Here is a 25,667-nt window from a genome sequence, read left to right on the forward strand (position 1 = left end):
GCTTCTGCGACTGTGACGGGCCGGGGGGCCGGAACGTGCGCTACGGAGCGTTGCGGATGGGTCTCAAAGGGGGCACGGTGAAGGGCCTTCGAGACCGGTGGGAGATCTTCCGTTGACCTAGGAGACCACGTCCTTGCGGGCAAAACCCCTGAAGGCCAGGGCGAACAGCACCAGGGCGAGCGTTATCGAAAGGGAGGTGCCCTGGATCATGTCGGACCACTGCACCTTCGGCTGTACGGCGTCCAGCCAGGCGTACTGCCAGTGAGAGGGGAGGAAGTCGCGCCAGTCGCCGAGGGCCGTCACCTGGTCCAGCACATTGCCGACGATGGTCAGGCCGACCGCGCCGCCGACCGCGCCGAGGGGGGCGTCGGTGCGGGTGGAGAGCCAGAACGCCAGGGCGGCGGTGACCAGTTGGGAGACGAAGATGTACACCACCGTCACCAGCAGGCGCTGGGCCGCCGCGCCCGGTTCCAGTGAGCCGCCGGTGGGGAGCTGGAGCGGGCCCCAGCCGTAGGCGGCCGTGCCGACCGCGAGGGCGACCAGCGGGAGCAGGACCATCGCGGCCAGGCTCAGGCCAAGGCCGACGACGAGCTTCGACCAGAGCAGGCGGGCCCTCGGTACGGGCGCCGCGAGCAGATAGCGCAGGGAGGACCAGCCGGCCTCGGAGGCGACCGTGTCCCCGCAGAACAGCGCGACCGGGACGACCAGGAGGAAGCCCGCGGAGGCGAAGAGGTTCACCGCGGCGAAGTTCGCCCCGGACACCGTCGCCGTGTCCATCAGGTTGACCCGGTTGCTGCCCGAGCCCGGGCCGCCGCCCAGCTGGAAGGCGATCAGCAGGACGAAGGGCAGGGCGATGAGGATGCCGAACATGACGAGGGTGCGGCGGCGCTTCAACTGCCGTACCAGCTCGACCCGGACCGGCAGCGTACGGCCCGCGCGGTAACCGTCGGCGACCTCCGCGCGCTCGGTCAGCGTGCTGCTCATGCGGAGTCTCCGATCAGGGTGAGGAAGGCGTCTTCGAGGCGGCGGTGGGGGCCCACCGACTCCACGGGGACCTCCAGCCGGACGAGTTCGGCGACCAGGCGTGCCGCGCTGCCGTCCGCGTCGAGCCGTACGAGCAGGCCGTCGTCGGTGGTGACCGCCGAGGCCACGCCCGGCAGGGCCGCCACCTTCTCGGCCACCGGCTCCTCGACCGGTACGGCCGTGCCGACCAGGAGGGTGTCGCCGGAGCCGACGATCTCGCCGACCGGGCCCGCCTGCACCAGCTTGCCGTGGTCCATGACCACGAGGTGGGTGCAGGACTGCTCGACCTCCGAGAGGAGGTGGCTGGAGACGATGACCGTGCGGCCCGCCGCCGCGTAGCGGATCATCACCTCGCGCATCTCGCGGATCTGCGGCGGGTCGAGACCGTTGGTCGGTTCGTCGAGGATGAGCAGGTCCGGCATGCCGAGCATGGCCTGGGCGATGGCCAGGCGCTGGCGCATGCCCTGGGAGTAGGTGCGCACCGCGCGGGACAGCGCGTCGCCGAGACCGGCGATCTCCAGTGCCTCGTCCATGTGGGCGTCCTCGGGCGGCCGTCCGGTGGCCCGCCAGTACAGCTCCAGGTTCTCCCGGCCCGACAGGTGCGGGAGGAAGCCCGCGCCCTCGACGAACGCGCCGACACGGGAGAGCACGGGGGCGCCGGGCGCGATGGCGTGGCCGAAGACGCGGACTTCGCCGCCGTCCGGCCTGATCAGGCCCATCAGCATGCGCAGGGTGGTCGTCTTGCCCGCGCCGTTCGGACCGAGCAGGCCGAGGACCTGGCCCTTCTCCACGCGGAAGGAGAGGTCCCGGACCGCGTACCGGTCGGCGGACCTGGCGTACCGCTTGCTCAGGTCGGTTATCTGCAGGGGGACTTCGGTCAGCTCCGGCTCGGGGGCCGCGGGGGCCGTCGTACGGCGGCGGCCCGTCACCACCAGGATCAGGGCGAGCACCGCGCCGGCCAGCGGCAGCCACCACACCCAGGCGGGCAGGGGGGCCTGGGTGTTCTTCGCGCTGAGGGCCGCGGGGACGTTCAGGTGGCTCTTGAGGGAGACGGTGTACGTCGCCGGGGCCGTCGGGGACGCGTAGCCGAGGTCCGTGGAGGCGAGGACCAGGCGCAGGCGGTGGCCGTCGTCGATGTCGTGGTCGATCGCCGGGAGGGTGATCGTGACGTCCTTGCCGGCCTTCGCGTCCGTCACCCTGAGGGGCTCGACGAGTAGGGACGGCAGGGTCTGCTGCCCGTTCGGGCCGACGTCGTACAGCTTGGCGAAGAGGACGGCGTCGTCGGTCGTCGACTTCACGTGGACGGTGACCGTGGGCGAGCCGGTGATCTGGAGGTCGTCCCGGACCGGGGCCGACTCGAAGGCGGCGTACTGGCCCGGGAAGTCGAGGGAGACGCCGAGGCCGAGGGCGGAGAGCTGGGAGAGGCCGCCGCCGCCGAGGCCGGGGAGGGCCGAGACGGCGGGCGGGCTGGCGCCGGCCGGGTTGCTGACGTCCTGTTCCCGGCCGGTGAGGGTGATCCTGTGCTCGTCGCTCTCCAGGCCCGGGTAGGTGTCGGCGGTGACGCCGGTGAGGCGGCTCTCGCCGTCGCCGGTGTCGGTGCCGAGGGTGCGGGTGACGCGGAAGGCGGGGCCGGTGTCGGCGGACTTGTCGTCCTTGAGGTAGCGGTCGAACCAGTGGGCCACGCGGGACTGGACCCGGCTCGCCTCCAGGTCACCGCCGTCATGGCCGCCCGCGATCCAGTCGACGTCCACGGGGGCGCCGTTGGCGCGGATCGCCTTCGCCGCGGCGTCGGCCTGGTTCAGGGGGAAGAGGGAGTCCGTCTGGCCCTGGATCAGCAGGGTGGGCACCTTGATGTCCTTGGCGACGGCCGACGGGGAGCGCTCCTCCAGCATCTTCTCGGCCGGGGCGTCCGGGACGCCGGACTGGGCCACCCGCTGGTACATCGCGCAGATCTGCGGCTCGAACTCGGCGCAGCCGCCCGCGGAGTTGACGAAGATGCCGGCCCACAGCTTCTTAAAGACGCCGTTCGGGAACAGGGCGTCCGAGAGGTTCCAGTACGTGATCGACGGGGCGATGGCGTCCACGCGGTGGTCGTGGCCGGCGGCGAGGAGGGAGATCGCGCCGCCGTAGCTCGCGCCCGCCACGCCGACCCTGGGGTCGCCGGGCTTGTCGAGCTGGACCTGGGGCTGCTTCGCCAGCCAGTCGATCAGCTTGCTGACGTCCTTGACCTCGGCGTCGGGGTCGTTGAGGCCCACTGTGCCGGTGGACCTGCCGAAGCCCCGGGCTGACCAGGTGAGGACCGCGTAGCCGTCTCTCGCGAGGTCTTCCGCCTGGCTGCGCACGTCGTTCTTGCTGCCGCCGAAGCCGTGGCCAAGGAGGACCGCGGGGCGCCTCCCGGTGCCGTTCGCCGTGAAGTACGAGGTGTCTATGCGGACGCCGTCGAGCGCCATGATGCGATCGGTGCGGTGCACGGGGGGCGGGTCGTCAGAGGCGGCGGCCGTCCATGTCCCGGCTGCGGCGAGCACGACGACGGAGGCCGCGGCGGCGATCCACCGCGGCCTCCGGAGGCGTCGAAGATCCATGTGTCAACGGTACGGGGTGAAACTGCCCGGGACTTGGCTACTGGGGGCTGAACTCCGGGCCATCCTGGGGGTGGACGGGGTGTCGTCCCGTACAGCAGACGCGGTACACGCCGTCGTGGCCGGTCGCCTCCCCCTGAGCAGGTCTACTCGCTCGGAATCGAGACGAGCCACCTCGTGTCCTTGCGCGGGCGGAGATACAGGGCCCAGTAGACGGTCGCCGCCGCCGTGATGCCGCCCGTCCACAGCAGGTACTCCGTCTCCTGCTGGGTCAGGATGTAGGCCAGGACCGCTATCAGGAGGACCGGCATCGCGGGCCACAACGGCATGCGCCAGGCCGGGGTGTGCCGGTGGCCGCCCCGGCGGGACAGCAGCGCGGCGATCGCGACCAGCAGGTACATGCCCGTCACCGAGACGCCCGTGACGCCGTACAGCGTGTCCAGGTTGACGAAGCACAGGGCCGCTCCCGGGATGCCCACCGCTAGGGTGGCGACCCAGGGGGAGCCGAAGCGGCCGAGCTTGGCGAAGACCTGGTTGACCGGGGCCGGCCAGGCCTTGTCCCGTGCCGAGGCGAACAGGACCCGGGAGTTCTGGATGACCATGACGATGCCGGCGTTGATGATCGCCAGGGCGACGCACAGGCTGACGAAGGTGCCCACCGCGGAGTCGGACCAGGCCGTGACCATGGCGCCGATGTCGCCGCCGGTCAGTTCGGTCAGGTCGGAGGCGCCCAGGGTGATCGCGGCCACCGGGACCAGGATGATCACGGTGGAGATGGCGAGGGTGGCCAGGACCGTTCGGGCCACGTTGCGGCGGGGGTTCTCCAGTTCCTCGGAGAGGTAGACGGCGGTCGAGAAGCCCTGGGTGACGAAGAGGGCGATCGCCAGGCCGGAGACCACCAGTATGGCCGTGACCGTGTCCGTGCCGCCGTGGGCGTCCGCCACCTGCATGGACAGCAGGCTGCTCGGGCCGCGCTCCGCGTGGGTGAAGCCCAGGAGCGCCACCACCGCCGCCGCGATCACCTCCAGAACCAGGAAGACGCCCGTGATCCACGCGTTGGCGCGCAGGTCGAGGAGGCCGGCGAGGGTGGCCAGGAGCATGACTCCGGCGCCCGCCAGGGAGGGGTCCAGGTGGATCACCGGGGCCAGGTAGTCCGCCGTGCCCATCGCGATCACCGGCGGGACGATCATGACGACCAGGAGGGAGAGCACGAAGACGAGCCAGCCGGCGAGCCGTCCCGCCAGCGTGGAGACCATCGCGTACTCGCCGCCCGCGCTGGGGATGAGGGTGCCCAGCTCCGAGTAGCAGAACGCCACGGCGACGCAGAGGAGGGAGCCGATGGCGATCGTCAGGGCGGTGGCGGTGCCGAGCGAGCCGAAGAGGTCGGGGACGACCACGAAGAGCGTGGAGGCCGGGGTCACGCAGGACAGGGTCAGCAGGGTGCCGCCGACCACGCCGATGGAACGGTTGAGCTTGGCGTGGCCGTGCTCCAGCGCCTCTGGGACGGCGGTGTCGGCAGGGCGGAGGGTCTCGGTCATGGTGCTGCATGGAACCCCGACGAAAACCGGCGCGTCAATAGGTGGCGAGCTGCGGAATTCGTAGATCAAGAGCGTTTCGAATGGCGATTACGGCAGTTTCTCGCGGCCTCTTCTACTGTTCGGGCTCTACGGGAACCGCAGCGTCGGCGTGAAAAAACGTGCCGCTAAAGTCTGCCCTCAAAGGTCATTCACAGGGGGGCACATGAAGCTCGAGTACACCGCTGCCTGGGTGGGGTTCACGGCGGCGGCGATGGTCGCGGTCACGGCGTGCGGCTCGGAGGGCGTGCGGAAGGCGGCGGACGTCGTCGACAAGTCGGACGCGATCATGGCGGCGCTCGCCCGGGCGACCGACCGGACGGAGAACCTGGGGTCCGCCGAGGTGAAGGTCTCCACGGCGGCGCCGGGCACGGCTCCGATCAGCATGGAGGGCACGTACTCCTGGGGCGACGGCTACGCCTTCGACGTCGAGATGGACACGAAGGCCGCCCAGATGCAGCAGCTCCAGGACGCCCCGACCACGCGCATGCTCTTCGTGGACGGCGCCTACTACTACGACGTCGACCCGCAGCCCGCGGGCCCGCTCAAGGGCAAGGAGTGGATGAGGATCGACGCGTCGGCCGTGTTCGGCGACAAGGGCGCGCAGGCGTTCAGCGGGGGCGGCGGCGGGAGCCCGGCGGCCTCCATGAGGAGCCTGAAGTACGCCAACAACGTCGAGGATCTCGGCAAGGAGACCGTCGACGGGCAGAGCACGACCCACTACCGGGCCCGGATCGACCAGGCGCAGATGGGGAAGTTCAAGGACGCCTACGGCGACGCGGACAGCCTCGCCGGTTCGGTCACCGGCGGGGCCTCCTCGATGACCATGGACATCTGGGTCGGCGGCAAGGATCTGCCGGTGCGGCTGAAGCAGAAGATCGGCGCGATGACCGTGACCATGGACTTCGAGAAGTTCGGGAAGACGGCCGTGGTCAAGGCGCCGCCGGCCGCCGAGACCGGTGACCTGAGCGAGGCCGTGAAGGGCACCGCCGGCAAGCAGTGAGCACGGCCGAGCGCCGGACACGCGGGGGCGTGCCCGGCGCTCGGAAATGCCTCAGTGGTTGCGCGGGAAGCCCAGGTCCACGCCCGCGGGGGCGTCGGCCGGGTCGGGCCAGCGGGTGGTGACGACCTTGCCGCGGGTGTAGAAGTGCGTGCCGTCGTTGCCGTAGATGTGGTGGTCGCCGAAGAGGGAGTCCTTCCAGCCGCCGAAGCTGTGGTAGCCGACGGGGACCGGGATCGGGACGTTCACGCCGACCATGCCGGCCTCGACCTCCAGCTGGAAGCGGCGGGCGGCGCCGCCGTCCCGGGTGAAGATCGCGGTGCCGTTGCCGAACGGCGAGGCGTTGATGAGGGCGATGCCCTCCTCGTAGGTGTCGACGCGCAGCACGGTCAGGACCGGGCCGAAGATCTCGTCCTGGTACGCCTTGGCGGTGGTGGGGACCTTGTCGAGGAGCGAGATGCCGATCCAGTGGCCGTCCTCGAAGCCCTCTACCGTGTGGCCGGTGCCGTCCAGGACGACCTCGCAGCCCTCGGCGGCGGCGCCCTCGACGTAGGAGGCCACCTTGTCGCGGTGCACCTTCGTGATGAGCGGGCCCATCTCGGAGGCCGGGTCGTTGCCGGGGCCGATCTTGATCTTCTCGGCGCGCTCGCGGATCTTGTCCACCAGCTGGTCGCCGATGGCGCCGACCGCGACGACCGCGGAGATGGCCATGCAGCGCTCGCCGGCCGAGCCGTAGGCGGCGGAGACGGCGGCGTCGGCGGCCGCGTCCAGGTCGGCGTCCGGCAGGACCAGCATGTGGTTCTTGGCGCCGCCCAGCGCCTGCACGCGCTTCCCGTTCGCGGAGGCGGTGGTGTGGATGTAGCGGGCGATCGGGGTCGAGCCGACGAAGGAGACGGCCTTGACGTCCGGGTGCTCCAGGAGGCGGTCGACGGCCACCTTGTCGCCCTGTACGACGTTGAAGACGCCGTCGGGCAGCCCGGCCTCGGCGAGCAGTTCGGCGATCTTGAGGGAGGCCGACGGGTCCTTCTCGGAGGGCTTGAGGACGAAGGTGTTGCCGGTCGCGATGGCGATCGGGAACATCCACATCGGGACCATCGCCGGGAAGTTGAACGGCGTGATGCCCGCGACCACACCGAGCGGCTGGCGGATGGAGGCGACGTCCACGCGGCTGGCGACCTCGGTGGACAGTTCGCCCTTCAGCTGCACGGTGATCCCGCACGCCAGGTCCACGATCTCCAGGCCGCGCGCGACCTCGCCGAGCGCGTCGGAGTGCACCTTGCCGTGCTCGGCGGTGATCAGCTCGGCGATCGCGTCCCGGTTCGCCTCGAGCAGCGCCCGGAAGCGGAACAGGATCGTGGTGCGCTTGGCGAGCGAGGAGGTGCCCCAGGTGGCGAACGCGTCCTTGGCGGCGCCTACGGCGGCGTCGACCTCGTCGACCGAGGCGAACGCGACCTTGGTGGTGACCGCGCCGGTCGCCGGGTCGGTGACCGGCCCGTAGTTGCCCGACGCGCCTTCGACGGTCTTGCCGCCGATCCAGTGGTTGACGATCTTCGTCATGACCGGGTACTCCTTTTCACAGATGGCGGCGTCGGGTTGAGACGTGCCGTTCGTACAGCTCTCGGGCCTTCACCGCGGACGGTCGGGTCGCGGTCTCGGCCACAGGTACATCCCACCAGGCCTGCGCCGGAGGCGGGCCCGACACTGTGTCGGCCGTTTCGGTCTCGACGTAGACACATGTGGGAGTGTCGGCGGCCCGCGCCTCTTCGAGGGCGGCGCGCAGGTCTCGTACGGTCTTCGCGCGCAGCACGCGCATACCGAGGCTGGCCGCGTTGGCGGCCAGGTCCACGGGCAGCGGGGCGCCCGTGTAGGTGCCGTCCTCGGACCGGTAGCGGTAGGCCGTGCCGAACCGCTCGCCGCCGACCGCCTCGGACAGGCCGCCGATGGAGGCGTAGCCGTGGTTCTGGATCAGGAGCAGCTTGATCGCGATGCCCTCCTGTACGGCCGTGACGATCTCCGTCGGCATCATCAGATACGTGCCGTCGCCGACCAGCGCCCAGACGTTGCGGTCGGGAGCGGCCATCTTCACACCGATCGCGGCCGGGATCTCGTAGCCCATGCAGGAGTAGCCGTACTCCAGGTGGTACTGGTCCCTCGACCGGGCGCGCCACAGCTTGTGCAGGTCACCCGGGAGGGAGCCGGCCGCGTTGATGATCACGTCGGACTCGTCCACCAGGGCGTCCAGAGCGCCGAGGACCTGCGGCTGGGTCGGCCGGATGTCGGGCTCGTCGGCCTCGTAGCAGGCGTCGACGCGCTGCTCCCAGCGCTCCTTGTCGAGCGTGTACTCCTCGACGTACGCGCCCGTGACCCGGTGGGCGTGCAGCTGGAGGGCGCCGGTGAGCTCCTGGAGGGCGCTCCGGGCGTCCGCGACCAGGGGCATGCCGGCGAGCTTGTGGCCGTCGTAGGGCGCGATGTTGAGGTTGAGGAAGCGGACCCCGTCGGCGGCGAAGAGGGTGCCGGAGGCCGTCGTGAAGTCGGTGTACCGGGTGCCGACGCCTATCACCAGGTCGGCCTGGCGGGCCAGTTCGTCGGCGGTGGCGGTGCCGGTGTGGCCGACGCCGCCGACGTCCTGGGGATGGTCGTGGCGCAGGGAGCCCTTGCCGGCCTGGGTGGAGGCGACCGGGATGCCGGTGGCACTCGCGAACTCGGCGAGGGCCTCCTCGGCGCGGCTGTGGTGGACTCCGCCGCCGGCGATGACGAGCGGGCGCCGGGCGGTGCGGATCGCCCGTACCGCTTCGGCGAGTTCGGCCGGGTCGGCGCCCGGACGCCGTACGGTCCAGGTGCGCTCGGCGAAGAACTCGTCGGGCCAGTCGTGGGCCTCGGCCTGGACGTCCTGGGGCAGCGCGAGGGTCACGGCGCCGGTCTCGACGGGGTCGGTGAGGACCCGCATGGCCTGGAGGGCGGCCGGGATCAGGGCTTCGGGACGGGTGACGCGGTCGAAGTACTTGGACACGGGCCGCAGACAGTTGTTGACGCTGATGTCGCCCGCGTACGGCACTTCGAGCTGCTGGAGGACCGGGTCGGCGACGCGGGTGGCGAAGGTGTCGCCGGGCAGCAGCAGGACGGGGAGGTGGTTGATGGTCGCGAGGGCCGCGCCCGTCACCAGGTTGGTGGCGCCCGGGCCGATGGAGGTCGTCACGGCGTGCGTGGACAGGCGGTTGGACTGACGCGCGTAGCCCACGGCCGCGTGCACCATGGACTGCTCGTTGCGGCCCTGGTGGTAGGGCATGTCGTCGGCGTACTCGACGAGCGCCTGGCCGAGGCCCGCGACATTGCCGTGGCCGAAGATGCCCCAGGTCGCGGAGATCAGCCGCTGCCGTACACCGTCGCGTTCGGTGTACTGGGCGGCCAGGAAGCGGACCAGCGCTTGCGCGACGGTCAGGCGGGTGGTCATCGGTACCCCTCCGTGTGGTCCGGGTGGAAGCAGATCCGCCACTCCCGCGTCTCACCCGGTCCCGCCATGACGTTGAGGTAGTACATGTCGTGGCCGGGCTGGGCGATGGACGGGCCGTGCCAACCGTCGGGGACGAGGACGGCGTCGCCGGAGCGGACCTCGGCGAGGACGTCGGATCCGCCCTCACGGGAGGGAGATACGCGCTGATAGCCGAAACCGTTCGGGCCGTCGATCTCGAAGTAGTAGATCTCCTCCAGCTCCGCCTCCACGCCGGGCCGGTGCTCGTCGTGCTTGTGCGGCGGATACGAGGACCAGTTGCCGCCGGGAGTGACCACCTCGACGGCGATGAGCTTGTCGCAGTCGAAGGCGTCGGCGGAGGCGAAGTTGCGCACGTGCCGCAACTGCGTGCCGCTGCCGCGTTCTTCGACGGGGACCTCCGGCGCGGGGCCGTAGCGGGCGGGGAGTCGTCGCTCGCACTTCGCTCCTGCCAGGGCGAAGCGGCCTCCCGCGCCGGAGGCGATCGATGCCTGGGCGTCCCGGGGCACGTACGCGAAGTCCGAGACTCCGGCGAACACGCTTTCCCGGCCCAGGAGTTGGAACTCTTCGTTATCGACGTGGACGGTACAGCCGCCTTCCAGCGGGAGCACGATCCACTCACTGTCACCGGAGGTGAAGGTGTGCGTGCCGCCGGGTGCCAGCTCGACGACGCGCAGACTGCTGTGGGTCCAGCCGGCCCGCTTGGGGTCGATGTCCACCGCGTACTGGGCGTTGGTCGAGGCACCCTTGGGGACGTACAGCTCGTTCTGTGTCATGCGGCGGCCCTCACAGCAGTCCGACGGCGGTGTCCACGGCGGCGGCCACGTCGCCGTCCGCCGGGTACAGCAGCGAACGGCCGACCACCAGGCCGCGCACGGTGGGGAGTTGCAGGGCGCCGCGCCACTTCTCGTACGCGCCGTCCTGATCGTCGCCGACCTCGCCGCCGAGCAGTACGGCGGGCAGGGTGGAGGCGGCCATGACCTCGCCCATGTCGTCGGGGTTGTCGCAGACCGGGACCTTGAGCCAGGTGTAGGCCGAACTGCCGCCCAGACCCGAGGCGATGGCTATCGACTTGGTGACGGCCTCGGCGGACAGGTCGTTCCTGACCTTGCCCTCGGTGGTGCGGCCGCTGATGAACGGCTCGACGAAGACGGGGAGCCTGCGTGCGGCCATGTCGTCGATGGCACGGGCCGTGGACTCGAGGGTGGTCAGGGAGCCCGGGTCGTCGTAGTCGATGCGCAGGAGGAGCTTGCCGGCGTCGAAGCCGAACCGCTCGATGTCCTCGGGGCGGTGGCCGGTGAAGCGGTCGTCGAGCTCGAAGCTCGCGCCCTGGAGACCGCCGCGGTTCATGGAGCCCATGACGACCTTGCCGTCCAGGGCGCCGAGCAGCAGCAGGTCGTCCAGGATGTCGGCGGTGGCGAGGACGCCGTCGACACCCGGGCGGGACAGCGCCAGGCACAGGCGCTCCAGCAGGTCGGCGCGGTTGGCCATGGCCAACCGGTTGCCCCCCACCCCGAGCGCACCCCGGGCGGGGTGGTCGGCGGCGACGATCATCAGACGGCCGCTGTCGTTGAGCAGCGGCCTGCGGGTGCGCCGGGCGGCGGCTTCGGCGATCGCCTCGGGGCGTTCGGCGCGCAGGCGGACGAGTTCCGCGATGTCGACCCTCACTTGACCGCTCCCGCCGCGACCGCGTCCTCGATCTCGGCGACCGTCGGCATCGCCGAGCTGCACTCGAGGCGGGAGGCGACGATGGCGCCGGCCGCGTTGGCGTACCGCATGATCTTCTCCAGGTCCCAGCCGCTCAGCAGGCCGTGGCACAGGGAGCCGCCGAAGGCGTCACCGGCGCCGAGACCGTTCAGGACGTTCACGGGCAGGGGCGGGACCTCGGCGGACTCGCCCTTGCTGTTGACGGCGAGGACACCCTTGGGGCCCTGCTTGACGACCGCCAGTTCCACACCGGCGTCCAGAAGGGCGCGGGCGGCGGCGTGCGGCTCGCGCACCCCGGTCGCGACCTCGACCTCGTCGAGGTTGCCGACGGCGACCGTGGTGTGGCGCAGGGCCTCCTCGTAGAAGGGGCGGGCCTCCGCCGGGTCGTTCCAGAACATCGGGCGCCAGTCCAGGTCGAAGACCGTCGTGCCGGCCTTGGCGCGGTGGGCGAGGGCCGCCAGCGTCGCCGTACGGCTGGGCTCCTCGCTCAGGCCGGTGCCGGTGACCCAGAAGACGCTCGCCTCGTGGATCGCGTCGAGGTCCAGCTCGTGGGCGTCGATCTCCAGGTCCGGGGCCTTGGGCTGCCGGTAGAAGTACAGCGGGAAGTCGTCCGGCGGGAAGACCTCGCAGAAGGTGACGGGGGTCGGCAGGCCCGGGACCGGGGTGACCCAGCGGTCGTCCACGCCGAAGCCCTGGAGGGCCTCGTGCAGATAGGTGCCGAAGGGGTCGTCGCCGGTGCGGGTGATCACCGCGGTCCGCCGTCCCAGGCGCGACGCGGCGACCGCGACATTCGTCGCCGAGCCCCCGAGGAACTTGCCGAAGGACGTCACCTGCGGCAGCGGGACACCGGTCTGGAGCGGATACAGGTCCACACCGATCCGCCCCATGGTGATCAGGTCGTACGCCATCGACTTCCCTTCGTACCTGCGTCGGCTCTCCCGGCGTTTGTAGCCCCGGACGCCGCGCCCTGTCAATGTTTTGTCCAGACATTCGGACGAGACCTTGACAGCGCTTGCTTTCCGAACCGAAGCTGACCGGCATGACAGCGCCCGCACCTCAGCCCTCACTGTCCCGCATCCGGATCGGCTCGGCTCCGGACTCCTGGGGCGTGTGGTTCCCCGACGACCCCCAGCAGGTCCCCTGGCAACGCTTCCTCGACGAGGTCGCGGACTCCGGTTACGAATGGATCGAGCTGGGACCGTACGGGTACCTCCCGACCGACCCCGCAGTCCTCACCGAGGAGGTCTCCCGGCGCGGCCTCAAGGTGTCCGCGGGCACCGTCTTCACCGGCCTGCACCACGGCGAGGCCGTGTGGGAGAAGACCTGGGCGCATGTCGCGGACAACGCGGTGCTCGCACAGGCGATGGGTGCGAGGCATCTCGTCGTGATCCCGTCGTTCTGGCGGGACGACAAGACGGGTGAGGTGCTGGAGCCGGACACGCTCACGCCGGAGCAGTGGCGCAACCTCAGCACGCTGACCGAGCGGCTCGGACAGCGGGTGCGCGAGGAGTACGGCCTCCAGATCGTCGTCCACCCGCATGCCGACACCCACATCGACAGCGAGGAGAACGTGGTCCGCTTCCTGGACGCCACCGACTCCGGCCTCGTGTCACTGTGCCTGGACACCGGGCACTACGCGTACTGCGGCGGCGACAGCGTCAAGCTGATCGAGACGTACGGGTCGCGGATCGGGTATCTGCACCTCAAGCAGGTGGACCCGGAGATCCTGGCGGACGTACGGGCCAAGGGGACGCCGTTCGGGCCCGCCGTGGCGCAGGGCGTGATGTGCGAGCCGCCTTCGGGAGTGCCGGCGCTCGGTCCCGTGCTGGAGGCCGCGCAGAAGCTGGACGTGGAGCTGTTCGCGATCGTCGAGCAGGACATGTACCCGTGCGAGCCGGACAAGCCGCTGCCCATCGCCCAGCGGACCCGGGCGTTTTTGAGGTCCTGCGGGGCGTAATCCTCCCGGCACAGCCCGGTGTCAACGCGCCGCGCCCTCGCGCCCGCGTACGGCATTGCGTCACCTCTGTCACAAACACCTCCTGCGTGTCACAGATGTCGCAGGTACGCGGGCGCCCCGTCACATCGGCGCACAGGCCCTGACCGGCGGTCACCGGGTGTCGTTCACGAGGCACAACTTTGTGATCGCCAGCGCAGCGCCCGGTACCCCCGACGACCGTTCCCGGCCGCCGCCGCGGTGCGCGCGAGGAGGTGCACCACATGACCGACCGAAGGCTCTGGTCGTACAAGGAGATCGCGGCGCACATCCGGGTGCAGCCGGACACCGTGCGGTCGTACCGCAAGCACGGGCTGCTGCCGCCGCCCGACCATGTCGAGAGCGGCAAGCCCTTCTGGTACGCGGACACCGTGCGCGCGTGGGTCGCGTCCCGGCCGGGCAACCGGGGACGCAGAGACGACTGAGGCCTACCGGCCCGGCGAAAATTGCCGGGCCGGGAGGTGCCGGTGTCTGACACAGTCGGCCCATGAGCGACTTCTCCGTCAAGCCCGTGCTGACCGGCGACAGGACCGTGTTGCGGCCGTTCACGGAGGCGGACGCCGAGGTGATGGGGGAGATCATCGACGACCCCGAGGTCCGCCGCTTCACCGGTGCTCCGGCCCAGGAACCGACCCCCGAGGGACTGAGGTCCTGGTACGGCTCCCGGTCCGAGCAGTCCGACCGTCTCGACCTCGCCGTCACCGACCGCGCCACCGGGGAACTGGTCGGCGAGGTCGTCCTGTACGAGTGGGATCCGGCCTCCCACAGTTGCACGTTCCGCACGTTCATCGGCCCCCGGGGACGCGGCCGGGGGCTCGGCACCGAGGCCACCCGGCTCATCGTCGGCCACGGCTTCGAACAACTCGGGCTGCACCGCATCGAGTTGGAGGTCTACCGCCACAATCATCGCGCCCTGCGGGTCTACGAGAAGGCCGGGTTCACGGTCGAGGGCGTGCGGCGGGAAGCCGATCTGCGGGACGGCGAGTGGGTGGACTGGGTGGTCATGGGCCTCCTCGACCGCGAGTGGGCCGCCCTCACCCCCACGGCTCGATGACCGTCACCCCCGCCGCGGGCGCCGAGCCCATCGCCGCCAGGGCGTCCGGGGCCGCGTCCAGCGTGATCGTGGACGTGACCAGGAGGTCCGGCCGCAGTACGCCCGCCGCGACCAGCTCCAGCATCGCCGGGTAGGTGTGGGCGGCCATGCCGTGACTGCCGAGGAGTTCGAGCTCCAGGGCGATCGCGCGGGCCATGGGGACCGGGGTCGTCCCGTCCGGCGAGGGCAGCAGGCCGACCTGGACGTGCCGGCCGCGTCGGCGCAGGGAGTTGACGGAGGCCGCGCAGGTGGCCGGGGAGCCGAGGGCGTCCAGGGACACGTGCGCCCCGCCGCCGGTCAGCTCGCGGATCGCCGCCGCGGTGTCCGGCGTACCGGTCGCGTCCACGCACTCGGCCGCGCCGAACCTCCTCGCCAGGGCCAGGGCCCGGGGCGACACGTCCACGGCCACCACACGGGCCCCTGAGGCCGCCGCGATCATCACCGCGGACAGGCCCACCCCCCCGCAGCCGTGCACCGCGACCCACTCCCCCGCGGTGGCCCGCCCCTGCTGCGCGACCGCCCTGAACGCCGTGGCGAAACGGCAGCCCAGGGAGGCGGCCGTGGCGAAGGACATGGCCGGCGGTACGGCCACGAGGTTCACGTCGGCGTGGTCCAGCGCCACGTACTGGGCGAACGAGCCCCAGTGGGTGAAGCCGGGCTGGGTCTGGCGCTCGCAGACCTGGTGGTCGCCCCTCGCGCAGGACGCGCAGGTACCGCAGGCGCAGACGAAGGGGACGGTCACCCGGTCGCCGGGCTTCCAGTTGCGCACGCGGGGACCGACCGCCTCGACCGTGCCCGCCAGTTCATGGCCCGGTACGTGCGGGAGGGTGATGTCCGGATCGTGGCCCTGCCAGCCGTGCCAGTCGCTTCTGCACAGGCCCGTGGCCGCCACCCGGACGACCACTCCGTGGTCCGGCGGGCGGGGGTCGGGCACGTCCCGTATCCGTGCGGGTTCGCCGTACCGCTCGAAGACAACCGCTCGCATCCGCGTCTCCCCGACCTCTCTTGGACCTCTCTTGGAGAAATACCCCCTAGGGGTATAGGCTGTGACTCAGTAACCCCACACGCCTCGACGAGGAGAACGACATGACCGCCCAGACCGATACCCCGGGTACCGTCACCGCCGTCTACAAGGTGAGCGGGATGAGCTGCGGGCACTGCGAGGGTTCCGTTTCCGGTGAGATCTCCGAGATCGCGGGGGTCAGCTCCGTGAAGGCGGTCGCGTCCACCGGCGAGGTGACGGTCGTATCGACGGAGCCGCTGGACGAGGAAGCCGTACGGGCCGCCGTGGACGAGGCCGGTTTCGAGCTCGTCGGCAAGGCCTGACCGACCCGACCGGGGAGCAGCGAACATGTCCATTACGGCTCCGACAGCGCCCGTGTCCGAGGTCGAGCTGGCCATCGGCGGGATGACCTGTGCCTCCTGCGCCGCCCGGGTCGAGAAGAAGCTCAACCGGATGGACGGCGTCACCGCCACGGTCAACTACGCGACCGAGAAGGCCCGTGTCAGCTACCCCCCGGGGGTCGAGGTCGCCGATCTCATCGCGACCGTGGTGAAGACCGGGTACACGGCCGAGCAGCCCGCGCCACCCGCGGAAGAGCCGTCCCGGGACGAGCCCGAGCTCACCGCCCTGCGACAGCGGCTCCTCGTCTCCGTCGCGCTCGCCGTTCCCGTCGTCGCGCTCTCCATGGTCCCCGCCCTCCAGTTCGACAACTGGCAGTGGCTCGCTCTGACCCTCGCCTCGCCCGTCGTCGTCTGGGGTGCGTGGCCCTTCCACCGGGCCGCCTGGACGAACGCCAGGCACCGCGCGGCCACGATGGACACCCTCGTCTCGGTCGGGACCCTCGCCGCGTTCGGCTGGTCGCTGTGGGCCCTGTTCTTCGGTGACGCGGGGATGCCGGGCATGCGGGAGCGGTTCGAGCTCACCGTCGGCGGCATGGACGGCGCCTCGACGATCTATCTCGAAGTGGCCGCGGGAGTCACCGCCTTCATCCTGCTCGGCCGGTATCTGGAGGCCCGCGCCAAGCGTCACGCGGGGGCCGCTCTCAGAGCGCTGATGGAGCTCGGGGCCAAGGACGTCGGCGTGCTGCGGGACGGGCGGGAGATACGGATTCCGGCGGACCGGCTGGCCGTCGGGGACCGGTTCGTCGTACGGCCCGGCGAGAAGATCGCGACCGACGGCACCGTCGTCGAGGGCGCCTCGGCCGTGGACGCCTCCATGCTGACCGGGGAGTCGGTACCGGTGGACGTGGGCGTCGGGGACACCGTCACCGGTGCGACCGTCAACGCCGGCGGACGGATCGTCGTCGCGGCGACCCGGGTCGGGGCCGACACGCGGCTCGCGCAGATGGCGAAGCTGGTGGAGGACGCACAGAACGGCAAGGCGGAGGTGCAGCGGCTGGCCGACCGGGTCTCCGCGGTCTTCGTGCCGGTCGTCATCCTCATCGCGGTGGCCACCTTCGGGGGCTGGCTCGGCGCCACCGGGGACACCGCCGCCGCGTTCACCGCGGCCGTCGCCGTACTGATCATCGCCTGTCCGTGCGCACTGGGCCTGGCCACGCCGACCGCGCTCATGGTCGGCACCGGGCGCGGCGCCCAGCTCGGCATCCTCATCAAGGGGCCCGAGGTCCTGGAGTCCACGCGGCGCGTCGACACCGTCGTCCTGGACAAGACCGGCACGGTGACCACCGGCCGGATGACCCTCCAGGCGGTCCACGTCGTCCAGGACGCCGACGAGAAGCAGGTGCTGCGGCTCGCGGGCGCCCTGGAGCACGCCTCCGAGCACCCCGTCGCCCGGGCGGTCGCCGCGGGCGCGGAGGAGCGGGTCGGCCCGCTGCCGGCGGCCGAGCGGTTCGAGAACGTCCCCGGCAAGGGCGTACGCGGGCGCGTGGAGGGCCGCGAGGTGGCCGTGGGGCGGCTGTTCGACGTGCTGCCCGCCGAGCTGGCCCGGGCGAAGGAAGAGGCCGAGCGGGACGGTCGTACGGCTGTCGTCGTCGGGTGGGACGGTCAGGCGCGCGGCGTTCTGGCGGTCGCCGACGCGGTCAAGGAGACCAGTGCGGAGGCGGTGCGGTCACTGCGGGCGCTGGGGCTCAGGCCGGTGCTGCTGACCGGGGACAACCGGACAGTGGCCGAGGCGGTGGCGCGGGCGGTCGGGATCGACGAGGTGATCGCCGAGGTGCTGCCCGAGGACAAGGTCGATGCCGTACGGCGGCTGCAGGGCGAGGGACGGGTCGTCGCGATGGTGGGCGACGGGGTCAACGACGCGGCCGCGCTCGCCGTGGCCGACCTGGGCCTCGCCATGGGGACCGGGACCGACGCGGCGATCGAGGCCGGGGACCTGACGCTGGTGCGCGGGGATCTGCGGGTGGCCGCGGACGCGATCCGGCTCTCGCGGCGCACCCTGTCCACGATCAAGGGCAATCTCGTGTGGGCCTTCGGCTACAACGTGGCCGCGCTGCCGCTGGCCGCGGCCGGGCTGCTGAACCCGATGATCGCCGGTGCGGCGATGGCGTTCTCCTCGGTGTTCGTGGTGACCAACAGCCTGCGACTGCGTGCCTTCCGTTGAGGATCCTTTGACGGACCCCCTCTGGAGTCCGGAGCCCCACTCACATAAGCTCTTCACAAGACTCGCGCATCGTCCTTACGCTGGGGTCTCGTTCACCGTATCCGGGCTCTTGCGTATCTAACGGACATTTGCAAGAGACGCAGATCACAGTGATGCGAACGTAACCATCGAAGGGGTTCGAAGGTCTAAGTTGGCGATGTCAGGCAGCGTCTTGGGGGGCGTTGACTGACATCTGAGGATGTCTTGGGGGACTTCCTCGGAGCTGCGTTGCCGGGGCACGCACTTAGGGAAGCTTTGAGCGGCCCTCCCGACCGTGCGCTGTCCCGGCAGACCGCACACAAGGAGTAGTACGAGGAGTTTTGCTCGTTCTGCTCAACAGCAAGACCGGAAAGACAGCGATTCAGGCGCTGGTCTCTCAGACGCCCGGCCGGATCCCGTGGGGGGAATCCGCACCGGGACATGGGAAGGCGCCCTGGACGCCGGCCCGTGGGGGGACCGTCGCCAGGGCGCCTTCCGCTTTGCGCTTCTTCCGCTGTGCGTTTCTACGAGCGTGTACTGCGCCGACCTCAGGGGCGCGGGGCAGTGACATCAGCGGCTCCGCCGCGGGGCGCGACCAGCCACGGCCGGCCCGCAGTCGCCCACGCTCCTTCAGCGGCGAGCTCCTAGCCGCACCGCGCTTCCACCGGAGGTGTCGGCGCTCCTCGACCGGCACGAAGTCCCGCGCGACGACACCCGTGCAGATCTGGCGCGGGCAGCCGATACGGGACCCGGGCTCCTAGAGCATCTCGTGCCACCGGCGGCCGCCCACGCGCCGGGAACGCCGAAAGGGCGCCACCGAAGCGACGCCCCTCAACCGACCGGCAGGTGTCAGCGCTGCTCGACCGGGACGAAGTCGCGCTCGACCACGCCCGTGTAGATCTGGCGCGGGCGGCCGATGCGGGAACCCGGCTCCTTGATCATCTCGTGCCACTGGGCGATCCAGCCCGGCAGGCGGCCGAGGGCGAACAGGACCGTGAACATCTCGGTCGGGAAGCCCATGGCGCGGTAGATCAGACCCGTGTAGAAGTCGACGTTCGGGTAGAGGCTGCGCGAGACGAAGTAGTCGTCGGAGAGCGCGTGCTCCTCCAGCTTCAGCGCGATGTCCAGCAGCTCGTCGGACTTGCCGAGGGCCGAGAGGACGTCGTGCGCGGCGGCCTTGATGATCTTCGCGCGCGGGTCGAAGTTCTTGTAGACCCGGTGGCCGAAGCCCATCAGCCGGACGCCGTCCTCCTTGTTCTTCACCTTGCGGATGAAGGAGTCGACGTCACCGCCGGAGGTCTGGATACCCTCCAGCATCTCCAGGACGGACTGGTTGGCACCGCCGTGCAGCGGGCCCCACAGGGCGTTGATGCCGGCGGAGATCGACGCGAACATGTTCGCCTGGGACGAGCCGACGAGGCGGACCGTCGAGGTCGAACAGTTCTGCTCGTGGTCGGCGTGCAGGATGAGCAGCTTGTCGAGGGCGGAGACCACGACCGGGTCGGGCTCGTACTCCTGCGCCGGCACCGAGAAGGTCATGCGCAGGAAGTTCTCGACGTACCCGAGGTCGTTGCGCGGGTAGACGAACGGGTGACCGATCGACTTCTTGTACGCGTACGCCGCGATCGTCGGAAGCTTGGCGAGCAGCCGGATCGTCGAGAGGTTGCGCTGCTTCTCGTCGAAGGGGTTGTGGCTGTCCTGGTAGAACGTGGACAGCGCGGAGACGACCGAGGACAGCATGGCCATCGGGTGGGCGTCGCGCGGGAAGCCCCGGTAGAAGTTCTTGACGTCCTCGTGCAGCAGGGTGTGCTGCGTGATGTCGTTCTTGAACGCCGAGAGCTCGTCGACGGTCGGAAGCTCACCGTTGATCAGGAGATAAGCGACCTCCAGGAACGTGGAGCGCTCGGCCAGCTGCTCGATCGGGTAGCCGCGGTACCGGAGGATGCCGGCCTCGCCGTCGAGGTAGGTGATGGCGGATTTATAGGCGGCGGTGTTGCCGTAGCCGCTGTCCAGGGTGACCAGACCGGTCTGGGCGCGGAGCTTCCCGATGTCGAAGCCCTTGTCGCCGACGGTGCTGTCGATCACCGGGTAGGTGTACTCGCCATCGCCGTACCGCACTACTACAGAGTTGTCGCTCACGTCATCCCTCACCGACGTTGTGCCTCTTCTTCGAGGTTGCCCTGACTGTCTCTACCATCCCCCATTTGGCGCAGGAGAGTGCACTCGGGGTCGGCCGTTGGGCGTATCAGCGGCACTGAGTGCCGCCAACTTGCTCATCCTGCCCCTCCGCAACCGCTTCCGGAAGAGCTCTGTGACCCACGTGACTCATTTGATCGATCATTTTCTGCCGTGCTCGGCCAACGAACGCCCGTTGTCGGCCGGAATGCTCTCCGGCGAGGTGGGGTCACCACTCCACGGAAAGCCTATCCGGCAGCGTTCGCCCACAGGCCGCCGCGGCTTCAGGAACGCGGCCGGAGCGGAGCGCGGGATGAGAGGGGTAACGGTGTCGAAGAAGCCCACGCACACTCCCAGGTTGATGTATCTCCGTGGTGACCTTGCGGGGCCGGGTCGCGAGGAGACAGAAGTCGTCGAGGCGGCCTGCGAGGCGAGCGGCGTGACGTTCCTGTGCCCCGATCCGGGTGTGCTCGGTCCTGAGCCACGGTCCATCGCGGTCGCGACCGCGGTGGTGACGACTCTGTTCGACGAACACGCGGAAACGTATGCCTTCGCGCGCGGCTCGGGTGTCCAGGTGCTGCTGGCCGCGTTGGCCGCCTGGCTGCGTCAGCACCCGAACCACCTGTCACCCGTCGCCGCGATGGTCCTCTGCGCACCGCCGCTGGAGGGGTTCGCGGAACCGTCCGGTGACCTCTCCGCGCTGAGGGTGCCCACTCTGGTGGTCACCGAAGCGGGCGACCGGGCCCGGGCCGCCGCCGAAGCTCTGCAGCACAGGCTGCCCTGCGCGATTCTCGTCGAGGAACCCTTCACACGTCACGGATGCGTGGGCGCCTCGGCAGCCCACCTTGCCCGCGCCGCCACATGGGAGCGGGCGACGGCGTTCTTCTCGGACGCCTCAGGCACGGCTTTCGGACAGGTACGGGGACCGGAACTCGAAGTCGGTTTCCACGAGACCCGGGACCTGCGGTTCCTGCCCGACGTCGCGGCGGAGGCAGCCGACGTCCTGGTGTCCGCGTACGGTCGGCTGAGTCACTCCCGGGACACACACATCCGCCGAATGGTCGACCATCCAGGCACCCTGGTCTGGGCACGCAGCGCCGGGCTGCTGGTCGGCTGCTCGCACATCAGGGCCGACGGGAAGTGGGGGGCCTGCGGCATGGTCCCCGAGTACCGCGGGTACGGGATCGGGTTCCGGCTGGCCCGTCTCGGCCTGCGGCAGATGCAAAACCAGTTCGTGGAGGTCGGGCGGAACACTCCGCACGGCCTGCGGCTGGTACTGGGTTGCGGGTTCCACCCCCTGCACGACGAGTCCGCCGTGCGTACCCTCCTGCGCTCTGCGGTCCGCCGCGAGATCGAGCCGCTCGGCGTCGACGCGCTGGGATTCGTGTATCGCAGGAAGCGGGAAGGCGGACGGGACACCGGACCATTACGTCTGTGTCTCCACCGCCCCTCTGTCCGCGGGCGAGCGAGTGTCGGAGCCTTTGCCCGCGTCGGCCTCCCGGCCGGCCCACCGCCCGACCAACTTGTGCCGCCGCAGCCGCATCAGGGCTCAGGGTGACCGCATGACTTGTGCCGCCACGGTCGCCACCTCGCTGACGTCGCTGTCGGCGAGGTGGGCGAAGAGCTTTTCGCAGTGGGCCCGGCGGGCTTGTCTGAGGCGGCGGCCACCGGTGGACATGCCCGCGCTCGCACGCTGCGGGGCATCGAGATGGTTGAGCACGAACGCGGCTCTGGCCAGAGCGAACGTCTCGAAACCACGCTGTACCAGACGGGTATCGGCTCGGAGCGACGGCGGGCACACCGTGTCCGGAAGCAGGTCGAGGTAGCGGGCCGCGAGGTCCCGGCGGGTGACGAAATGCCGCTCGTCGACCGGGAGTAGAGCGAAGTCCTCGATGAACTGGGCCACTTCGAACAGCAGAGGGAGCCAAGCCAGCCCTTCCAGGTCGATCGGCGCGACCCATCGAGGTCGTCCAGGGGCGGCCGGGATCAGCCAGTTGTCGGCATGGGCGTCGCGCTGGCCCACCAGAGGCAGGTCTGCCACGCCGTCCCAGAGAGCGGCCAGGTCCCGTGTCTCGACGGTACGGCCGAGGGCGTTCAGGTTGGCGCGCATCCGGTGGTGCTGACGCCGGTGGACCTCGGCCCGGTCGGCTGTCGGACCGGGGCCCCGCCAGTGATGAAAGGACGCCAGGGCGTGCAGGACCGGTTCGGCAACGGCCACAATGTCCTGGTGCGTCTCCACGGACCCGACCGCCACACGGTCGGCGACCAGCGCGCTGACAGGACGGCCGGACACACGCTGCAGGACCAGGGCGACCTCCCGGGTACCGCTGACCCGGGCAGGCGGCAGGGGCACGGTCGCGATCACCTCCGGCACTCTGATCCAGTCCTGGTCCTCTGCGGAGGTCCAGTCGGCGAAGCCGGTGAGCAGTGCGGCCTCCATGTCGGCCCACGTCCGCAGACGTTCTTTGACGACGACGGCTCTGCTCAGCAGACGGTGTGGATCGCGGAGGTGGTAGACAGCGTCGGTGATCCGGCCGCCCAGGTTGAAGCGGATGAACTCCTCGTCGTTGATGACGAGTTCGGCGGCCCTGCGGAGCAGTTCGGCCCGGTCTCCGGCGAGGGTCAGCCGACGTGTCTCGGAAATGCCCGGCTCGTCGAACCACTGTGCGGCACGGTCACGGTCCGCCCGCGGCAGCGAAGCGAGTTCGGCGAGTTGGAACAGCGGCCAGGGCCAGGCTGGGGCCATTCGAGTCGCCTCGTCGGCACACGCAATCGCATGGCCGAGGTCCTCCCGGGCACGGCTCAGTGTGAACAGCATCCGGTGCGCCGCGCACGACACCGACCAGTTCTCCCGGCTGAGGGCACCCTGTGCGCGTGCGGCCGACTTGAGCTCGACGGCCAAACGCAGGTCCGCCGCGTTTCGACGGTCGCGTCCCTTGCGGTAGTACACGTCACCGACGAGACCGAGCAGGTTGGGACTGTCGTTGCCGTGGCGCCGGCTGCGGGCGAAGTGGTCGAGCGCCCGGTCGGCGTGCTCGTCCCTTCCGGTGATGCCGTGCAACCGCATGTGGCACTCGCCGATCCGGCTCTCCAGACCGGCGCGCCTCGGGTCGGAGGGCAGTTCGGGGGCCCTCGCGAGCCAGCCGAGGTGGAGTTGGTCATTATCCGTGGTGCCCGGTCCTTCGCCGGCCTCGGCTCCGAGCGGAGGGGACGGGTCTCCCAGCGCGTCGAGCACCGCCTCCGCCACGGTGTCCAGGCCGCGGTCGAGGTCGCCGTCAAGAGCGAGGTCCAGGGCGTCTGCGTCGAGGTCGAGGGCGTCTGAGTCAAGGTCGCCGTCGAGACCGCCCGCCGCGTCGATGCCGTCCTCCTCCTCCCCGAGAGCGGGAGTGGGCGTCGGTTCCGCGCTCCGAGCGGCGGCCCGGGCAGGCGGTCCCACCATCCCCTCGTCGGCCGAACCGGCGACGGCGGCGTCGGTCATCTCGGCGACCGCCTCCTCCGCGTCGGCCAATTCGGCGGTGGTGTCGTCACCCAGCGTGCGGACGAACAACGCCAGCGCGTCCCGCAGCAGTTGTGCCGCTTCCTCGCGCTCCCGCTCGTCCCTGTTCTGGAGCGCCTTGGCCAGAGTGAACGCGGCGACGCCGGCGTGGTGCTGCAACTCGGGCCCGGGGTCGGTGACGTACGACAGGGCGGTCTGGTAGAGCTCGTGGACCCGCCGCACGTCGTCGAGGTCTGTGGAATCACCGAAAGAGAGCACAGCCAGCGTCGCGGCATGGCTGGCGACGAACGACCGCCGGACTGGTCTGCGCAGCCGCGGCACTTGCCGCTCCAGCGCCACGCTGACGGCCATCAACCGGGCGGCGGTCGCGGCCCGCCCCCGCGCGAAACACAGCTGGCGGGCCGCATGAGCCAGCGTGCTGCTGTACACGGGTTCGTCCTCGACCGCAGCGAGACGGTCCAGCAGCGGCTCCACCGCGTCCCAGTCCTCGGCCGCGGCGGCGCGGTACAGCGCGGCCTCGTCCTCGCGGACGCGGGCGAATCGGACCATCCTCGTGACCAGCGTGCGAACCCGCTCCGGCGCCGTCACCGTGTCACCGGTCAGCCAGCCGACCGCGCGGAGATAGGTGAGGGCGTCCTCGACGTCCTCCATCGCCCCGTCGACATCCGTGGTCCACAGCCGGCTGCGGGCCCTGTACAACAGCACATACGGATAAGACGCGGAGTCGATGACGCCCGCCCCCTCGGCGAGGTCTTCGATCACCGCGTCCAGGCCGCTCTCCACCGGTGTGTCCTCTGCCGCCGTCGCCTGCCGGCCCACATGAACGCGGAACCGTGCCTGGCCCCGCAACAGCGCGAGGACCGAATCGGGGCAGGCCCGGGTGGTGGTGGAACGTTCCGCAGCCGTCTCGTAGGCGGTGACGCTGCGTTCGAACTCGCCGAGGGCCCCGCTCCTGTCACCGGTACCGAGCAGGTGAACACCCCACCGGAAGGCCACGTCCCCTTCGGCCACGGCCAGTTCCCTGGTCTGATGCTCAGGACCCGTGGCGAGGTCGAGCAGGTCCTCCGCCTCGCCGAGGAGTTCGGCCGCGAGTGCCGTCTCCAGGCTCTCGTCGCCCGGCCCTTCGCGGGCGGGACCAGTGCGCGCACGGTTCAGGAGCAGGTCGACGCGGCGAACCTTCACTTCGAGGTGATAGCGGAAGTGCTCGGCTGTGGTGTCGTGATACTTCTGCGACAGCGCCAGCTGGTTGTCCGCGTATTCCAGGAGATCGAGTGCGTCGGCGTCCCTGCGCGCCAGAATCAAGGTGGCGACACCCCGGATTCCGTGGAATATCCTCAGCTTGTCGGCGGGGAAAGGAACCAGGGGCAGTACTCCCTCGATCACTTCGCCCTCGGTCAGCACCAGCCGGAAGAGCCGGCGAGCCGTCTCGTATCCCCCTTCCCCGGAGCCTTCGTTGAGCTTGTCCATGGCGATCCGGTACAGAGTTCCAGCGAGCCGGAAGTGGATCTCGAACCAGGTCTTGTCCCGAGTGAACTTCGCAACGGCGGCCCGCAGCGAGGCATCCGCTCGTTCCGGGTCGATCCGGAGAGCGCGGCGAACCGCGAGGAGGACTGCCAGATCGGCCGGCTCCAGCCTCAGCCGCTTGTGGTCCAGCAGCGTCTTCCAGGCCGCTCCGACCGAATCCCCGGCGGTCGCCGGATCGGTGAGTGTCTCCAGCGGGACCGGGGCTATTCGCGCGGCGGCTGCAGAGCGGACCTCCCCGTCGCACCGGAGACCGTAATCGTCGAGCACGTCGAACGGCCAGTCGGGACGGCAGGCGTTCGTGCTCCCCTCTGCGACTGACAAACGATCTCCATCGATACGTTTGATGTTGATACCCAGAGTGGTACTCCGCCCAGTATGAAGGTCGCTCCGGCCACTCGGGGCATACATTCACACACAGCGACGAGGGGGCCCA

18 protein-coding genes are annotated in these 25,667 nt (G+C 70.4%); 7 read left to right on the top strand and 11 right to left on the bottom strand.

Annotated elements, in window-relative coordinates:
* Nucleotides 1–117 precede the first annotated feature (117 nt).
* The 3 genes from ACGFWE_RS14200 to ACGFWE_RS14210 all read right to left on the bottom strand — a co-directional run bounded on the left by ACGFWE_RS14200 (nucleotide 118) and on the right by ACGFWE_RS14210 (nucleotide 5,140).
* Nucleotides 118–984 carry an ABC transporter permease gene (locus tag ACGFWE_RS14200; RefSeq protein WP_352384146.1) on the bottom strand — a complete coding sequence of 289 codons (867 nt, stop codon included), beginning with the start codon at nucleotides 982–984 and terminating at the stop codon, nucleotides 118–120.
* Entirely contained in the window at nucleotides 981–3,605 is a 2,625-nt protein-coding gene (locus tag ACGFWE_RS14205) for a CocE/NonD family hydrolase (RefSeq protein WP_393600033.1), read from the bottom strand. Before ACGFWE_RS14205 ends, ACGFWE_RS14200 begins: the two co-directional genes overlap by 4 nt.
* A gap of 143 nt (nucleotides 3,606–3,748) precedes the next feature.
* Complete coding sequence (locus tag ACGFWE_RS14210) at nucleotides 3,749–5,140, bottom strand: APC family permease (RefSeq protein WP_393600034.1); 1,392 nt, start codon at nucleotides 5,138–5,140, stop codon at nucleotides 3,749–3,751.
* A gap of 202 nt (nucleotides 5,141–5,342) precedes the next feature.
* On the opposite strand from ACGFWE_RS14210, the gene ACGFWE_RS14215 reads away from it, so the two are divergent.
* Nucleotides 5,343–6,179, top strand: a complete 837-nt coding sequence (locus ACGFWE_RS14215; RefSeq protein WP_393600035.1) for a hypothetical protein — start codon at nucleotides 5,343–5,345, stop codon at nucleotides 6,177–6,179.
* A gap of 51 nt (nucleotides 6,180–6,230) precedes the next feature.
* Here ACGFWE_RS14215 and mmsA read toward each other — a convergent pair whose 3' ends face one another.
* The 5 genes from mmsA to iolC are packed head-to-tail and all read right to left on the bottom strand — an operon-like array spanning nucleotide 6,231 to nucleotide 12,278.
* Complete coding sequence (gene mmsA / locus ACGFWE_RS14220) at nucleotides 6,231–7,733, bottom strand: CoA-acylating methylmalonate-semialdehyde dehydrogenase (RefSeq protein ID WP_393600036.1); 1,503 nt, start codon at nucleotides 7,731–7,733, stop codon at nucleotides 6,231–6,233.
* A gap of 16 nt (nucleotides 7,734–7,749) precedes the next feature.
* On the bottom strand, nucleotides 7,750–9,627 hold the full coding sequence (gene iolD, locus ACGFWE_RS14225) for a 3D-(3,5/4)-trihydroxycyclohexane-1,2-dione acylhydrolase (decyclizing) (protein WP_393600037.1): 1,878 nt from the start codon (nucleotides 9,625–9,627) through the stop codon (nucleotides 7,750–7,752).
* Nucleotides 9,624–10,439 (bottom strand): 5-deoxy-glucuronate isomerase, encoded by an 816-nt coding sequence (iolB, locus tag ACGFWE_RS14230; protein ID WP_393600038.1) that lies wholly within the window; start codon nucleotides 10,437–10,439, stop codon nucleotides 9,624–9,626. Before iolB ends, iolD begins: the two co-directional genes overlap by 4 nt.
* A gap of 10 nt (nucleotides 10,440–10,449) precedes the next feature.
* Complete coding sequence (locus ACGFWE_RS14235; protein WP_352384160.1) at nucleotides 10,450–11,331, bottom strand: deoxyribose-phosphate aldolase; 882 nt, start codon at nucleotides 11,329–11,331, stop codon at nucleotides 10,450–10,452.
* Nucleotides 11,328–12,278 (bottom strand): 5-dehydro-2-deoxygluconokinase, encoded by a 951-nt coding sequence (gene iolC, locus ACGFWE_RS14240; RefSeq protein ID WP_352384162.1) that lies wholly within the window; start codon nucleotides 12,276–12,278, stop codon nucleotides 11,328–11,330. The genes ACGFWE_RS14235 and iolC overlap by 4 nt, the downstream gene beginning before the upstream one ends.
* 131 nt (nucleotides 12,279–12,409) lie before the next feature.
* Between iolC and ACGFWE_RS14245 the strand changes: the two genes are divergently transcribed.
* The 3 genes from ACGFWE_RS14245 (at nucleotide 12,410) to ACGFWE_RS14255 (ending at nucleotide 14,417) form a co-directional block, all read left to right on the top strand.
* On the top strand, nucleotides 12,410–13,327 hold the full coding sequence (locus tag ACGFWE_RS14245) for a sugar phosphate isomerase/epimerase family protein (protein ID WP_393600039.1): 918 nt from the start codon (nucleotides 12,410–12,412) through the stop codon (nucleotides 13,325–13,327).
* Between the two features lie 260 nt (nucleotides 13,328–13,587).
* Nucleotides 13,588–13,788 (top strand): AlpA family transcriptional regulator, encoded by a 201-nt coding sequence (locus ACGFWE_RS14250; RefSeq protein ID WP_200691293.1) that lies wholly within the window; start codon nucleotides 13,588–13,590, stop codon nucleotides 13,786–13,788.
* A gap of 62 nt (nucleotides 13,789–13,850) precedes the next feature.
* Nucleotides 13,851–14,417 carry a GNAT family N-acetyltransferase gene (locus ACGFWE_RS14255; RefSeq protein ID WP_393600040.1) on the top strand — a complete coding sequence of 189 codons (567 nt, stop codon included), beginning with the start codon at nucleotides 13,851–13,853 and terminating at the stop codon, nucleotides 14,415–14,417.
* Here the strand turns inward: ACGFWE_RS14255 and ACGFWE_RS14260 are convergent.
* A complete protein-coding gene (locus ACGFWE_RS14260; RefSeq protein WP_352384169.1) occupies nucleotides 14,398–15,441 on the bottom strand; it encodes a zinc-dependent alcohol dehydrogenase family protein in 1,044 nt (347 codons plus the stop codon). The two genes, ACGFWE_RS14255 and ACGFWE_RS14260, sit on opposite strands and share 20 nt — an antisense overlap.
* Nucleotides 15,442–15,542: 101 nt before the next feature.
* Between ACGFWE_RS14260 and ACGFWE_RS14265 the strand changes: the two genes are divergently transcribed.
* Both ACGFWE_RS14265 and ACGFWE_RS14270 read left to right on the top strand, forming a co-directional pair.
* On the top strand, nucleotides 15,543–15,782 hold the full coding sequence (locus ACGFWE_RS14265; RefSeq protein WP_393600041.1) for a heavy-metal-associated domain-containing protein: 240 nt from the start codon (nucleotides 15,543–15,545) through the stop codon (nucleotides 15,780–15,782).
* 25 nt (nucleotides 15,783–15,807) lie between these two features.
* Complete coding sequence (locus tag ACGFWE_RS14270) at nucleotides 15,808–18,021, top strand: heavy metal translocating P-type ATPase (protein ID WP_393600042.1); 2,214 nt, start codon at nucleotides 15,808–15,810, stop codon at nucleotides 18,019–18,021.
* An 867-nt stretch (nucleotides 18,022–18,888) separates the two neighbouring features.
* Here the strand turns inward: ACGFWE_RS14270 and ACGFWE_RS14275 are convergent.
* A complete protein-coding gene (locus ACGFWE_RS14275; RefSeq protein WP_352384175.1) occupies nucleotides 18,889–20,178 on the bottom strand; it encodes a citrate synthase in 1,290 nt (429 codons plus the stop codon).
* Between the two features lie 394 nt (nucleotides 20,179–20,572).
* On the opposite strand from ACGFWE_RS14275, the gene ACGFWE_RS14280 reads away from it, so the two are divergent.
* Nucleotides 20,573–21,772, top strand: a complete 1,200-nt coding sequence (locus ACGFWE_RS14280) for a hypothetical protein (RefSeq protein WP_393600043.1) — start codon at nucleotides 20,573–20,575, stop codon at nucleotides 21,770–21,772.
* Here ACGFWE_RS14280 and ACGFWE_RS14285 read toward each other — a convergent pair.
* Nucleotides 21,764–25,555 carry a hypothetical protein gene (locus ACGFWE_RS14285; protein WP_393600044.1) on the bottom strand — a complete coding sequence of 1,264 codons (3,792 nt, stop codon included), beginning with the start codon at nucleotides 25,553–25,555 and terminating at the stop codon, nucleotides 21,764–21,766. The genes ACGFWE_RS14280 and ACGFWE_RS14285 overlap by 9 nt on opposite strands.
* Nucleotides 25,556–25,667: the final 112 nt, after the last annotated feature.

This window comes from Streptomyces sp. NPDC048523 (genome assembly GCF_043199815.1).
In the GTDB taxonomy this organism is placed as follows: domain Bacteria; phylum Actinomycetota; class Actinomycetes; order Streptomycetales; family Streptomycetaceae; genus Streptomyces.